This is a genomic window from Microbacterium lacus, assembly GCF_039531105.1.
GTDB classification, from domain to species: domain Bacteria; phylum Actinomycetota; class Actinomycetes; order Actinomycetales; family Microbacteriaceae; genus Microbacterium; species Microbacterium lacus.
In genome coordinates this window covers 2,246,199-2,258,799 of record NZ_BAAAPK010000001.1, presented here as the reverse complement: position 1 = coordinate 2,258,799, position 12,601 = coordinate 2,246,199, and the positions used below count along the sequence as shown (strand labels likewise).

At 69.6% G+C, this 12,601-nt stretch carries 13 protein-coding genes; 6 read left to right on the top strand and 7 right to left on the bottom strand.

Annotated features, from left to right (window positions below; translation table 11 throughout):
* Positions 1-2 precede the first annotated feature (2 nt).
* The 3 genes from ABD197_RS10765 to dapD form a co-directional block, all read right to left on the bottom strand.
* Positions 3-2,402, bottom strand: coding sequence for a GMC oxidoreductase (locus tag ABD197_RS10765; protein WP_344054367.1), 2,400 nt, complete (start codon positions 2,400-2,402; stop codon positions 3-5).
* A gap of 69 nt (positions 2,403-2,471) precedes the next feature.
* Positions 2,472-3,368, bottom strand: a complete 897-nt coding sequence (gene ppk2, locus ABD197_RS10760) for a polyphosphate kinase 2 (RefSeq protein ID WP_344054365.1) — start codon at positions 3,366-3,368, stop codon at positions 2,472-2,474.
* 51 nt (positions 3,369-3,419) lie between these two features.
* Complete coding sequence (dapD, locus tag ABD197_RS10755) at positions 3,420-4,376, bottom strand: 2,3,4,5-tetrahydropyridine-2,6-dicarboxylate N-succinyltransferase (protein ID WP_344054363.1); 957 nt, start codon at positions 4,374-4,376, stop codon at positions 3,420-3,422.
* Positions 4,377-4,438: 62 nt separating this feature from the next.
* Between dapD and dapE the strand changes: the two genes are divergently transcribed.
* From dapE to ABD197_RS10740, 3 genes are all read left to right on the top strand, one after another.
* Positions 4,439-5,515, top strand: a complete 1,077-nt coding sequence (dapE, locus tag ABD197_RS10750) for a succinyl-diaminopimelate desuccinylase (protein ID WP_344054361.1) — start codon at positions 4,439-4,441, stop codon at positions 5,513-5,515.
* The gene (locus ABD197_RS10745; protein WP_344054359.1) at positions 5,497-6,723 is read left to right on the top strand and encodes a hypothetical protein; all 1,227 of its coding nucleotides are present in this window, start codon (positions 5,497-5,499) and stop codon (positions 6,721-6,723) included. Before dapE ends, ABD197_RS10745 begins: the two co-directional genes overlap by 19 nt.
* A 93-nt stretch (positions 6,724-6,816) precedes the next feature.
* Positions 6,817-6,990 (top strand): DUF3117 domain-containing protein, encoded by a 174-nt coding sequence (locus ABD197_RS10740; protein ID WP_067875042.1) that lies wholly within the window; start codon positions 6,817-6,819, stop codon positions 6,988-6,990.
* A gap of 48 nt (positions 6,991-7,038) precedes the next feature.
* Here the strand turns inward: ABD197_RS10740 and ABD197_RS10735 are convergent, their stop codons facing one another.
* Entirely contained in the window at positions 7,039-7,674 is a 636-nt protein-coding gene (locus ABD197_RS10735) for an O-methyltransferase (RefSeq protein WP_344054357.1), read from the bottom strand.
* Positions 7,675-7,746: 72 nt separating this feature from the next.
* Between ABD197_RS10735 and ABD197_RS10730 the strand changes: the two genes are divergently transcribed.
* Positions 7,747-8,136: a twin-arginine translocase TatA/TatE family subunit gene (locus ABD197_RS10730; protein ID WP_344054355.1), complete on the top strand. Its 390-nt coding sequence runs from the start codon at positions 7,747-7,749 to the stop codon at positions 8,134-8,136.
* 6 nt (positions 8,137-8,142) lie between these two features.
* On the opposite strand, the gene ABD197_RS10725 is transcribed toward ABD197_RS10730, so the two are convergent.
* The 3 genes from ABD197_RS10725 to ABD197_RS10715 are packed head-to-tail and all read right to left on the bottom strand — an operon-like array spanning position 8,143 to position 11,158.
* Positions 8,143-9,306: an Mrp/NBP35 family ATP-binding protein gene (locus tag ABD197_RS10725; protein WP_344055838.1), complete on the bottom strand. Its 1,164-nt coding sequence runs from the start codon at positions 9,304-9,306 to the stop codon at positions 8,143-8,145.
* A gap of 2 nt (positions 9,307-9,308) precedes the next feature.
* On the bottom strand, positions 9,309-9,848 hold the full coding sequence (locus ABD197_RS10720; RefSeq protein WP_344054353.1) for a DUF1003 domain-containing protein: 540 nt from the start codon (positions 9,846-9,848) through the stop codon (positions 9,309-9,311).
* Positions 9,848-11,158 carry a magnesium transporter MgtE N-terminal domain-containing protein gene (locus ABD197_RS10715; RefSeq protein WP_344054351.1) on the bottom strand — a complete coding sequence of 437 codons (1,311 nt, stop codon included), beginning with the start codon at positions 11,156-11,158 and terminating at the stop codon, positions 9,848-9,850. The genes ABD197_RS10720 and ABD197_RS10715 overlap by 1 nt, the downstream gene beginning before the upstream one ends.
* 72 nt (positions 11,159-11,230) lie before the next feature.
* Between ABD197_RS10715 and ABD197_RS10710 the strand changes: the two genes are divergently transcribed.
* Positions 11,231-11,923: a YflT domain-containing protein gene (locus ABD197_RS10710; protein ID WP_344054349.1), complete on the top strand. Its 693-nt coding sequence runs from the start codon at positions 11,231-11,233 to the stop codon at positions 11,921-11,923.
* A complete protein-coding gene (locus ABD197_RS10705; RefSeq protein WP_344054347.1) occupies positions 11,920-12,597 on the top strand; it encodes an alpha/beta hydrolase family protein in 678 nt (225 codons plus the stop codon). The genes ABD197_RS10710 and ABD197_RS10705 overlap by 4 nt, the downstream gene beginning before the upstream one ends.
* Positions 12,598-12,601: the final 4 nt, after the last annotated feature.

The following is a 12,601-nucleotide window of genomic DNA, read 5'->3' as shown; positions in this document are numbered from 1 at the left end:
CGTCAGTCCTCTCGAGCCGCGAGGCCGGCGTACGTGTCCCACAGCTGACCGAGGAACAGGCTCCCGAACCCGGCGACCGCTGCCGCTCCTTCGGGGCCTGTGGTGCGGAACGTCGTCATCTGCTTCGCGAAATCGAGCGGCTTGATTCGCAGCAGCCCGGCCCCGGTGACCTCGGGATGCCCGACGGGGAGGAGGTCGCCGCGTTCGCCGCCCTCCGGCGGCGGGACGTGTCCGGTCAGCAGCTGGACGTACAGGGTCGTCGTGTCATCCCACAGGTCGAAGCCCGGGTCGTCGTGCACATCCTTCACGCCGAGCACCGTGAAGGGTGCGCCGGAGTCGGGCGTGATCCACAACCGGTAGATCATGCGCCGTTCCGCGGCGTTGCCGGGTTGGACGAACAGGTTGAACCATCCGCGTTCGACCGGCACCTGACCGCCCAGGACGTCGGCGTCGACGAACCCGGATGCCGAGCCCGCGTGCAACGGATCGGCGACGAATCCGTCGATGTCGGGCGTGGAGATCGTCAGCTCGAACATGAACTTCTCATCCAGGAGACGGGCGTCCTCGTACGCGTCGCGGGGATCGCTCGCGCCGAGCTTCACGAAGCCCTTCATCTGCTCCGTGAAGCGGACCGACGTGGCATCCGGGTCGGCGGGGGATTCGGCATCCATCGGCGGTGTCCTCTCCTCGGGTGTGCTTCGTACGGGTGTGCGACGGCGACGGGGGATGGGGGAATCGAGCTGGCGTGTGACCGCACGATCGGCGAACGCGGCGATCGTGAGGGACGGGTTGGGTCCGGTCGGACCGGGCATGACCGACCCGTCGAGGACCCACAGGTCCTCGGTGCCGAACACCTTGCCCCATGCGTCGACGACGCCTTCGTACGGATGCCGACCCATGGGCGCTCCGCCGAGCGGATGCACGGTGATCACGCGCTTTGCCCACCAGAGCGGGTTGTCCGCATACTCCGCGCCGAGCTCGGCGGCGATCTTCGCCATCGTCGCGCGCATGTGAGCGAAGTAGTCGATCGAGGTCGCCGTGGTCCAGTCGATCTGGAGACGGCCCCCCTCCAGATACATCATGCCGTCCGGCAGGTCGCGCCCCATCCCGAGGACCGGCATGGAGGACGAGGACAGCGAGACTTTGCCGATCGCCGATGCGAGGTCGCGCGACACGTTCGAGCGCGCCTCGCCGAAGAGGCGCGAGGCCAGCATGCGGGCGGCCACCCGGGTGCTGCGCGAGATGACCGATCGCAACTGGCTGAGCTCCATCAGCCAGTTCAGGAACCCGGGGTATCCGGCATCCTGCACGTAGTATCCGCGACCCTTCGCGTCGGAGTCGTCGCCGTCAGCCCGGTCGCCGACGCGCACGGCGCTCGTGATGACGGGTCCGCGGCTGCTCACCAGGCGACGCGCCTTCGCGGTCCGCTCGATGCTCTCGCGGGCGTTGAACAGGAAGCCGAGAAGATCGCCGTTGCCGCAGAAGCGCGTTCCGATCGCGGTGCTGAGACCGGGGAGGGAGGCGCGGTTCTTCAGCAGCAGGTACGTGGAGCCGAACGTCCCGGCGGCCAGGATGAGCCGGGTCGCGTTGATGACCCGGTCGATGCCAACGCCCGTGTGCGGATCGTGCACGCGGTAGCGGACCTCCCACGCCCCGTCGAGCCGGCGGAACCCCTTGACCTCGTGGAGCGTGCGGATGTCCGCGCCGGCGTGTGCGGCCGCCGACAGGTACGTGTGATCGAGCGTGTTCTTGGAGCCGTAGTTGCACCCGATGTCGCACTCGCCGCACAGCATGCACGTGAAGCGCTCGGAGCCGTGGATGTTGCCGTACGGCGCGGCGGCCACGAGGCCCACCGAAGGACGTCCCTCGCGCTCCGGCGCGAAGGACACCGCGAGCGGAGGACGCAGCGTCCGCAGACCCGCGCGGTGTGCCGCTTCCTCGAAGGCGACCGTCTTCGAGGTGTCCGTATACGGGTAGGGGGCAGCCCCCATCATCCTCTCGACCTCGTCGTAGTGCGGATCGAGGTCCTCGCGGCTGATCGGCCAGTTCTCGTATCCGCCGCCGGGGAGCGGCGAATCGTGCACGAACCAGTCCGGATCCTTGCGCAGCAGGACGTTCGCGTAGATGAGGGACCCGCCGCCCAGGCCGCTGGAGACGACGCCCTCGAGGCCGCGGAAGCTCCAGGTCTCGAACAGGCCGTACAGCGAATCGGGCGGCGACCAGAAGTTCTCGCTGAATTCGCTCGGTGTCCGTGCGAACGTCCCGGGCGGGTAGGGTCGCCCCCGTTCCATCAGGACGACAGACCGACCGGCGCTCGCGAGCCGGTACGCGGCGACGGATCCGCCGAAGCCGCTTCCGACGACGAGCGAGTCGACGTACTCGACAGTCTGCTCTTGCGACACGCCGACCTCCCCCCGGAGACAGCCGCTGGGAGGATTATGGCACCAGCGCGACCGGGGGGATAGGGCGGCTCAGAGGCCCTCTTTCTCCTCTTCCTTCTCGGCGATGTCCGCGGCGTCCGCCTCGCGATCCTTCTTGCTCTTCTTGGAGGCGACGCGCTCGTCCTTGTGGCGCTTCTCCAGCTCTTTCGCGTAGTCCGGGACGGTCGAGGTCATGTCACGGGGCGGTCGTTCGTACCCGCCGGATGCCGGACGTTCGGGCACGATGACCTCTTCGCGCTCGACGACCTCGTACGGGATCTGGGAGAGCAGGTGCGCGATCGTGTTGATGCGACCGCGGCGCTTGTCCTCGTTGTCGACCTCCCACCACTTCGCCTCGGGGATGTCGGTGTGCACGAACATCGTGTCCTTCGCGCGGGAGTAGTCCTCCCACTTCGTGATGGACAGGACATCGTTCGGACTCAGCTTCCAGCGACGCATCGGGTCGTCCGCGCGGTCGCGGAAGCGCCGCTCCTGCTCCTTGTCGGACACGCTGAACCAGTACTTGATGAGGATGATGCCGTCCTCGACCAGCATCCGCTCGAAGATCGGCGTCTGATGCAGGAAGCGGTGGTACTCCACACTCGTGCAATAGCCCATCACGTGCTCGACACCGGCGCGGTTGTACCAGGACCGGTCCATGAGCACGATCTCGCCCGCAGCCGGGAGGTGGGGGACGTACCGCTGGAAGTACCACCGTGTCTTGTCGCGCTCGCTCGGTGTGTTCAGGGCGACGATGCGGGTGACGCGCGGATTCAGGTACTCCGACACACGCTTGATCGTGGATCCCTTGCCGGCGGCATCGCGGCCCTCGAAGATCACGACGATGCGTGCGCCCGTCGCCTGGACCCACGCCTGCATGTCCACGAGCTTGGCCTGCAGAACCATGAGCTCGGATTCGTACAGCTTCTTCGCCATTCGCGCGGCCATGGGACTCCCTTGCCTGTCTCACGCCGCCCCACCGGCGGTGCTGGCTCGACTTTACGCGTGCAGGGCGTCGTTCAGGGTGACTCCCACGCCGACCCTCCGGACGGCCTCGATCGCGCCGGTGAGCGAATTGCGCCGATACAGGATGCCGTCGCGCCCGGAGAGCTCCGCGCCCTTCACGCTGCGACGCGCGCCGTCGTGGCCGGCCGGCTCGTCGGCCAGGACGATCTTCGAACCGGCCGTCACGTACAGCCCCGCCTCGACGACGCAGTCGTCACCGAGCGAGATGCCCACGCCCGCGTTCGCCCCGAGCAGGGTGCGCGCGCCGATGGCGACACGGTGGGCCCCGCCGCCGGACAAGGTGCCCATGATCGACGCGCCGCCGCCGATGTCGCTGCCGTCGCCGACGACGACCCCCTGCGAGATGCGGCCCTCGACCATCGACGCGCCGAGCGTGCCCGCGTTGAAGTTCACGAACCCCTCGTGCATCACGGTGGTGCCGGGGGACAGGTACGCGCCCAGGCGGACGCGCGACGCATCGGCGATCCGGACACCGGGGAGACTCACATAGTCCAGGAGTCGGGGGAACTTGTCGAGCCCCTGGATCTGGATGCCGTCGCGCAGGAGGAACGGCCGCAGACGTGCGGCGTCGTCGGGATGCATCGGTCCGGCGTTCGTCCACGCGACATTCGGGAGGTGCCCGAAGATGCCGTCGAGGTTCACGGCGTTGGGCGCCACGAGACGGTGCGACAACGCGTGGAGCCGCAGGTACGCGTCCGACGTCGAGGACGGTGCGGCGTCCAGATCGACCTCGATCGTGATCGTGTCGACCGTGACCGCGCGGCGCGGGTCGGGCACCGCATGGCGGTCGAGGTCGTCGGGGGGCATCGCGGGATCCAGACCCAACGGGATGCGCCCGATCTCGGGAGAGGGGAACCAGGTGTCCAGTACCGTCCCGTTCTCGGCGGTCGTCACCAGCCCGGTGCCCCACACCCAACGCTCGTCGCTCATGTCACCACGGTACCGGCACCCGGACCCGGGGCCCGTCCCGGCCCCGACGCTAGGATCGAAGGATGCCGACGCTGGATCTGACCGCGAGCTCGATCGACATCACCCGGGCGATCTGCGACGTGCCGAGCGTGTCCGGCGACGAGACGACTCTGGCCGATCTCATCGATGCGGCCGTGCGTCCGCTCGATCACCTGGAGGTCTTCCGGGACGGTGACACGATCGTTGCCCGCACGATGCTCGGGCGACCGCAGCGCGTCGTGATCGCCGGTCACATCGACACGGTGCCGATCAACGACAACCTGCCGACCCGAGAAGAGCACGTCGACGGCGAGGCGGTCCTGTGGGGGCGCGGCACGGTCGACATGAAGGCGGGGGTGGCGGTGCAGCTCAAGCTCGCCGCAGAGTTCACCGACCCCCGGATCGACATCACCTGGATGTGGTACGACCACGAAGAGGTCGACGCCGACCTCAACGGACTGACACGGCTGGCCCGCACTCGGCCCGACCTGTTCGCCGGCGACTTCGCGATCCTCGGCGAGCCGACGGGCGGCGCGGTCGAGGGCGGCTGCAACGGCAACATGCGCGTGATCGTGCGCACGCACGGCGTGCGTTCGCACAGTGCGCGTGCATGGATCGGCGAGAACGCGATCCACCGGGCGGCGCCGGTGCTCAGTCGCCTCGCCGAGTACCGTCCGCGAGAGGTTCCGGTCGACGGACTCGTGTACCGGGAGGGGCTCAACGCTGTCCGCATCGGCGGGGGTGTCGCGGGCAACGTGATCCCCGACCTGTGCGAGATCGAGGTGAACTACCGCTTCGCGCCGAGCAGGTCGACGGAGGATGCCGAACGCCATGTGCGGGACGTGTTCGCGGGGTTCGAGGTCGACGTGATCGACGTCGCCGCCGGTGCGCGACCCGGGCTGGATGCCTCCCTCGCGCAGGAGTTCGTGGCAGCGGTCGGCGCCGAGGCCCGACCGAAGTACGGCTGGACGGACGTCGCGCGATTCTCGGCGATGGGTGTACCCGCGGTCAACTACGGACCCGGCGACCCCCATCTGGCGCATCACGACCAGGAGCGCGTGCCGCTCGCTCAGATCGTCGACGTCGAGCGCGGACTGCGGGCGTGGTTGAGCGCGCCCTGACATCCGCGGCGGGTGCCGGCCGATGGGCTTCGGTCCCGGCGGCGCTGCGGATCGGCATCCTGTATCTGGGTGCGCGCGTCGTGACGACGGCGTTCCTCCTGCTGGCGGGTCAGCTGTCCGGCCCGGCGTCCCGGTTCGGCCAGGACGCTGATCTGGGGCGGTTCGCACTCGGGTGGGATGCCCAGTGGTACTGGTATCTCGCGGAGAACGGCTATCCCTCCGAACTGCCGCTCACCGAGTCCGGCCAGGTCGCGGAGAACCAGTGGGCTTTCATGCCGGTCTACGCATACCTCGGGAAAGCGCTGGGTCTGCCGCTTGGATCCTGGGGTGCCGGAGCGGTCGTCATCTCCCTCGTCGCCGGTTACCTGGGCTGCCTCGTGCTCTACCGGATCGTCCGCATGCGGGCCGAGGAGGATGCGGCGATGTGGGCCGTCGTGTTCTTCGCGTGCGCACCGCTCGCGGCGATGTTCCAGGTCGGCTACGCCGAGGCGCTGTTCCTGCTGTGGCTCCTCCTCGCACTGTGGTCGGTGATGCGGCGCCGGTATGCGTGGCTGTATGCGCTCGTGCCCCTCATGGCCTTCACCCGCCCGGGGGTGCTGGCATTCGCGCTGTTCCTCGCCCTGTTCGGAATCTGGCGGTGGTTCTCCCGGCGCTCGGAGCCCCTGCGCGTCCGCGAGGTCGTCCACATCGTCGCGCTGGGGCTCCTTGCGGCCGTGACGGGGTTCTCCTGGCAGGTCATCGCCGGTGCGGTCACCGGGGATCCCGGCGCGTACCTGGCCACCGAACTCGCCTGGCGGCGCAACTGGTTGGGCGAGGCCTCCGCCGGGTTCGTGCCCTTCGAAGGATTCGTGCAGGGCGCCGGCTTCTGGTTCGCCTCGTGGGGTCTCGGAGCCATCACCGGCTACATCGCCCTCGCGGCATCGATCGTCGCGGTCGCCGCGCTGCTGCTCTTCGAGCCGCACGTGCGTCGGATGGGTCCGGAGATCCGGCTGTGGTCGGCGTCCTATCTGCTGTACCTGTTGGCGGTGTTCTTCCCGCAGTCGAGCATCTTCCGGCTCCTGCTGCTTCTGTCGCCCCTGTGGGGTGCTGTGGCGGTGCCCCGATCGGTCTGGTGGCGGGTGTCGATCCTGGGGCTGTGCCTGCTCGGACAGTGGTGGTGGATCTACAACATGTACGGACTCGGCAACACGTACTGGCAGATTCCCTGACGGCGATGCGACGCCGGCCAACACGCGCGCGTTAGCCCGTGTCCGGCCGGCGGGATAAACTTGACATGCAGACTACGACGAAAGGGAGCCACGATGGCAGCCATGAAGCCGAGAACCGGAGACGGGCCGATGGAGGCCGTGAAGGAAGGTCGCCTCATCATCGTGCGCGTTCCGCTCGAGGGTGGGGGGCGCCTGGTCGTCTCCGTGAACGACGCTGAGGCCAAGGAGCTCTACGACGTGCTGGGCGGAGTCGTGAACCCCGCCTGAGCATCTCTCACGCCTGACGGCCGGTCTTCGGACCGGCCGTTCGTGTTCTCATTCCGAGGGGCGCGTCGTGAGCTGAAGGAGTCCTTCACCCACGATGGACAGCGCGCCGATCACGGCGGGTGAGGACTGCGTCTCGTGGATGAGCGACCGGTACGCGGCGGTGACGCGGTCGCGCCGCACCGGATCCGCCACTGCACCGTTGCCCAGGACCCGCGGCACGAGCACCGTGCCGCCGGCGCGCACGAGGCGGAGACCATGCTCGACGTACTCGATGACACCCTCGGGATCGGCATCCACCAGCACGATGTCGTACGACGCCTCGTTCATGCGCGGCAGGACATCCGCGGCGCGGCCCGTGATGAAGCGCGCGCGGGCTGGGGGGATGCGGGCTTCGGCGAAAGACTGCCGGGCGGCACCCAAGTGCTCGGGTTCGCTGTCGATCGTCGTGAGCGTCGCACGCGGCGAGCCGTACAGGAGCCACAGCCCCGACACCCCGGCACCCGTGCCGATCTCGACGATGTTCAGGGCGCGCGACGCGGCGGCGATCACCGCGCACTGCGCGCCGACCGGCGCGCTGATCGGCGATGCCCCCAGTTCGAGTGCGTGTGCTCGGGCGCGGACGATGTGGTCGGGTTCGACCGTCGCCTCCGCGGCGAAGCGGTGGTTCGCGTCGTGCTCGGCCATAGGTGCTCCTTCCCCCTCAGCGTACGGGCCGGTGCGGCGTCGACCGCTCAGGCGCGGCGGTAATCTGAGTGCATGTTCTTCGGGCTCACGATCGAGAAGCTTCTGCTGATCGGATTGGTCGCGGGGCTCCTGATCGGACCCGAGCGGCTGCCGCGCTATGTGGAGAGCCTGACGAAGGTCGCCAAGAAGGCGAAGGAGTACGTCACGACCGCGAAGACGCGGATGAAGGACGAGATGGGCGCGGACTTCGACGACGTCGACTGGCGCACGCTCGACCCGCGTCAGTACGATCCGCGCCGGATCATCCGCGAAGCGCTGCTGGATGACGCGCCGGTCCCGACGGTGCGCGCCGCCGGTGCGGCTGCGGCCGTCACCACGGCGGCGGCGTTCACGAAGCCGCAGAGCGCGATCATGCCCTTCACCGCCGAGAACCCGCCGCCGTTCGACGACGAAGCGACCTGATCCGGCTCACCCCGCGCTGAAGGGGAGCGAGCGACGCGCAAGCCCTCGGGGCTGCGCGGCGAGAATCGCAGCCAGGGCATCGATCTGCTGCGCCGCGGGGTCGTCGGGGTGTGCGATCACCACCGGGCGGCCGTCGTCGGCATCCGCGCGGAGCGCGGGACTCAACGGGACGGACGCCAGGAGCGGCACGTCGTGCGCCGCATCCGACAGCGTCTCGGCGACCCTCAGGCCCCCGCCGGAGCCGAAGAGGTCCATCACCGTGCCGTCAGGGAGCGTGAGCGCAGCCATGTTCTCGACGACACCGATCACGCGCTGCCCGGTCTGGCGTGCGACGAGACCGCTGCGCACCGCGACGTCCGCGGCGGCGCTCTGCGGCGTGGTGACGACGATCACGTCGGCGTGGGGGAGAAGCTGTCCCACCGAGATCGCGATGTCACCCGTGCCGGGCGGCATGTCCAGCAGCAGTACGTCCAGGTCGCCGAAGAAGACATCGGTGAGGAATTGCGTGACCGTGCGGTGGAGCATGGGGCCGCGCCACGCCACGGCACCGACGGGCGCGTCGCCCGCGCGGGACTGCAGGAACATACCGATCGAGATGACCTTCACGTCGTGCGCGATCGGCGGCAGCATGAGGTCGTCGAGCCGGGTCGGCTGCGGCACCGCGCCCTCGGCATCCACGAGCCCGAGAAGTCCGGGGATCGAGAAGCCGTGCACGTCGGCATCGACCAGACCCACCGAGAGTCCTCGCGCAGCGAGTGCGACGGCGAGGTTCGCGGTGAGGGTGGACTTGCCCACCCCGCCCTTGCCGCTCGTGACCGCGATCACGCGCGTGAGCGAGTCGGGGCCGAACGGCATCTGCCGCGCGGGACGCCCCTCGCGGAGTCGCTCGGTCAGGTCGCGTCGTTCAGCCGGTGACATGACCCCGATCTCGAGTTCGACGTCGTCGACGCCCGAGACGGACGCCGCCGCAGCACGCACGTCCGAGGCGATGCGCTCGGCGGCCGGGCAGCCGACGATCGTGAGCGCGATCCCGACCCGGGCGCGACCCCGGTCGACCGCGATGTCGCGGAGCATGCCGAGCTCGGCGAGCGGGCGGCGCAGTTCGGGATCGCTCACGGCGCCGACGGCGCGTCGGACGGCGTCCTCGAGGGCGGACGCGTGCGGTTCGATGGTCACCGCTCTGTCGTGTCCGCGTGCACGCGTGGGGTCGCCGCGCGATCGTCCAGCTGCTCCAGGAGCGCTTTGATCTCGTTCCGCAGCACCTCTTTGGTCACGATGTCCTCCGAGACGTCGGCGACCACCATGCGCAGCGCCACGATCTCGCGAGCGAGGTACTCGGTGTCGGCGAGGTTGCGCTCGGCGCGCTGGCGGTCCTGCTCGATCTGCACGCGGTCGCGGTCGTCCTGCCGGTTCTGGGCCAGCAGGATGAGCGGCGCAGCGTACGAGGCCTGCAGCGAGAGGATCAGGGTCAACAGGGTGAAGTTCGTCGAGCGCGGATCGAATTGCAGCGGCACCGGGGCGAACGTGTTCCAAGCGAGCCAGACGGCCACGAAGACCGTCATGCCGATCAGGAAGCCGGACGTGCCCATTCCGCGGGCGAACGCCTCGGAGAACCGGCCGAAGCGGTCCCGTGAGGGCTGCGGATTGCGGCTGAGCATCCCGGTGCGGCCGCGGGGCGCGTCGAGCGAGGGCAGACGTGAGCTGCGGGCCATCATCGCCTCCTCGGCACTGCGGCCGTCGTCACCGGCACGGCCGGCACACGCGGGTCATCCCCGTCGGACTGTTCGTCACCGCCGTACGATCTCCAGTCGTCCGGCAGCAGGTAGTCCAGGACGTCGTCCACGCTCACCGCACCCACCAGGCGACGGGCCTTGTCGACCACCGGAAGCGAGACGAGGTTGTAGCTGGCCAGCATCCGGGCCACTTCGGCCGCGGTGGCGGTGGCCGGCACCGGGTCGAGGGTGTCGTCGATGATCGCCCCGAGCCGCTCGTGCGGCGGGTACCGCAGCATCCGCTGGAAGTGCACCGTCCCGAGCAGGCGCCCGGTGGGCGTCTCGTAGGGCGGGAGGGTGATGAACACGGATGCCGCCAGGGCAGGATGCAGCTCGTGACGGCGGATCAGCGCGAGGGCTTCGGCGACCGTCGCATCGGCGGACAGCACGATCGGCTCGCTCGTCATGAGACCGCCGGCGGTGTCGGGTCCGTACTGCAGCAGCGCGCGGACGTCCTCGGCCTCTTCAGGCTCCATGAGCTCGAGGAGCTGTTCGGAGCGGGCATCCGGGAGCTGGCCGAGGAGATCGGCCGCGTCGTCCGGTTCCATCGCGTCGAGGATGTCGGCGGCGCGCTCGTCGCCGAGCTGTTCGAGGATGTGCACCTGCTCCTCTTCGGGCATCTCCTCCAGAGCGTCGGCGAGGCGCTCGTCGGACAGCTCCTCGGCGACCTCGATCATGCGCTCGTCGGACAGGTCGAGGAGGCTGTTCGCGAGGTCGGCGGGACGCAGGTCGGAGAACGTGGCGACCAGCTGCTCGGCGGACTGGGACTCGCCGGGCAATTGCTGCTCGTGCACCTCCGACCAGTTCGCGAACGTGGTCGGGCCCTTCGCGAACGGCGATGCGCTCGTACGGGGACGCCGGAGGAAAAGCTGGCCGACGTCCCACTCGCCGAGACGGTTGCGCTCGATCGCGACGTCCTCGATGACTGCGGTGCCGGATCCGTCGGCGAGGAACACGCGTCGCCCGACGAGTTCGGTGAGCACGCGCACCTCACCGCCGCGCTGCTGGAAGCGGCGCACGTTGATCAGCCCGGTCGTGATCACCTGCCCGGTGGCGATCGAGGTGACCCGGCCGATCGAGACGAACACGTGCCGGCGGCCCGGGATCTCGACGACGAGTCCCACGACGCGCGGCGGATCCTCCTTGCGATAGATCACGACGACGTCGCGGACTTTGCCGAGGCGATCGCCGGCGGGGTCGAAGACGGAGCACCCCGACAGGCGTGCGACGAAGACCCTCTGCGTGCTCACACGATCCAGCGTAGCCCGGTGCGCTCGGCACGCAGAGAGGGTCCGCTGAGGTTCGGGTGGGAGGATGGGGCCATGAGCATGAACGGTGGGCGGTTTCCGCAGAGCGTCGGCGATCTCGGGCAGACCGTGGCGAGCTTCCCGACGTACGAGGCCGCGCAGAAGGCCGTCTCGCGTCTGATCGCCGGAGAGGTTCCGGCGCGGGACATCGCGATCGTCGGTCAGGGGCTGCGCTCGGTCGAGAAGGTGACGGGCAAGCTCGGCTACGCCACCGCCGCGCGGGCCGGCGCCACGAACGGTGTGCTGCTCGGACTCCTGTTCAGCGCGATCCTCGTGATCGGCTCGCCGTCGGTGCCGATCCAGGCGTTCGTGGGCGTGATCTTCGTCGGAATCGCCCTGGGCATGCTGCTCAGCATCGTCACGTACTCGTTCGTGAGGCGCCGTCGCGACTTCGCGTCGGTGATGCAGGTCGTCGCCGACCACTACGAGCTCATGATCGCGGCCTCGAGCGTCCAGCGCGCGCGGCAGGTCCTGGGCGGATCCGCGGACGACGCTCCGCCCGCCGCGGCGCCCGCGGCGCCGGTTCCGGATGCCGATGCCGAGCCACCCCGCTACGGTGAGCGCATCCGGCCGGCCGCGTCCGGCCCGCAGCCGCCGGTCGAGGCCCCGGCCGAGCCACAGGAGCGGCCCGAGCCGCCCGTGCCCGCCGACCGGCCCGAGCCGGACGCCGAGCCGCCGGCCGGCGGCCGTCCGGACGCACAGTCTTGACCAGGCCCGACCCGGCTCGCCTGCGCGTCGAGCTGCCGTCGGGTCCGGTGGACGTGTCCGTCGACCACGAACCCGTCGAAGACCCCTGGGCGGCGCTCGTGATCGCGCACGGCGCCGGAGCGGGCTTCCGGCATCCGTTCCTCATCGGCTTGTCCAGAGGGATGCGCGCCGAGGGCGTGTCGACCGTGCGGTTCAATTTCGCGTACGTCGAAGCGGGCAGGCGCATGCCGGGTCCGGCCTCGCACGCGGTCCTCGCGTGGAGCGCCGCGATGGAGTACGCGCAGGCCCATGCGCCGGGTGTGCCGGTGTGGGCGGCGGGGAAGTCCTACGGTGGCCGGATGGCATCGATGGCGGCCGCCGAGGGTGCGATCGCGCCCCGCGGCCTGGTGTACCTGGGCTATCCGCTGCACCCGCCCGGTGACCCGACGAAGTCGCGGGCCGCACACCTGCCTGCAGTGGTGATGCCACAGTTGTTCGTGGAGGGCACGAAGGATCCGTTCGTGGATCCGCACGCCCAACTCGAGGAGGCTGTCGCGTCGTGTCGGGACGCGCAGATCGCGTGGGTCGACGGCGGCGGACACTCGTTCGAGGTGAAGGGGCGCAAACGCCCCGCGGATGAGGTGGGTGCTGCTCTCGCACCGCTCGTGGCGGGATTCCTGCGCGAGCGCAGCTGAGCTG

Excerpts from the sequence above, each read along its gene's own strand:
- ppk2 (WP_344054365.1), bottom strand. The coding sequence starts at position 3,368 with ATGGCCGCGCGAATGGCGAAGAAGCTGTACGAATCCGAGCTCATGGTT.
- dapD (WP_344054363.1), bottom strand. The coding sequence starts at position 4,376 with ATGAGCGACGAGCGTTGGGTGTGGGGCACCGGGCTGGTGACGACCGCC.
- dapE (WP_344054361.1), top strand. The coding sequence starts at position 4,439 with ATGCCGACGCTGGATCTGACCGCGAGCTCGATCGACATCACCCGGGCG.
- ABD197_RS10740 (WP_067875042.1), top strand. The coding sequence starts at position 6,817 with ATGGCAGCCATGAAGCCGAGAACCGGAGACGGGCCGATGGAGGCCGTG.
- ABD197_RS10735 (WP_344054357.1), bottom strand. The coding sequence starts at position 7,674 with ATGGCCGAGCACGACGCGAACCACCGCTTCGCCGCGGAGGCGACGGTC.
- ABD197_RS10730 (WP_344054355.1), top strand. The coding sequence starts at position 7,747 with ATGTTCTTCGGGCTCACGATCGAGAAGCTTCTGCTGATCGGATTGGTC.
- ABD197_RS10720 (WP_344054353.1), bottom strand. The coding sequence starts at position 9,848 with ATGGCCCGCAGCTCACGTCTGCCCTCGCTCGACGCGCCCCGCGGCCGC.
- ABD197_RS10710 (WP_344054349.1), top strand. The coding sequence starts at position 11,231 with ATGAGCATGAACGGTGGGCGGTTTCCGCAGAGCGTCGGCGATCTCGGG.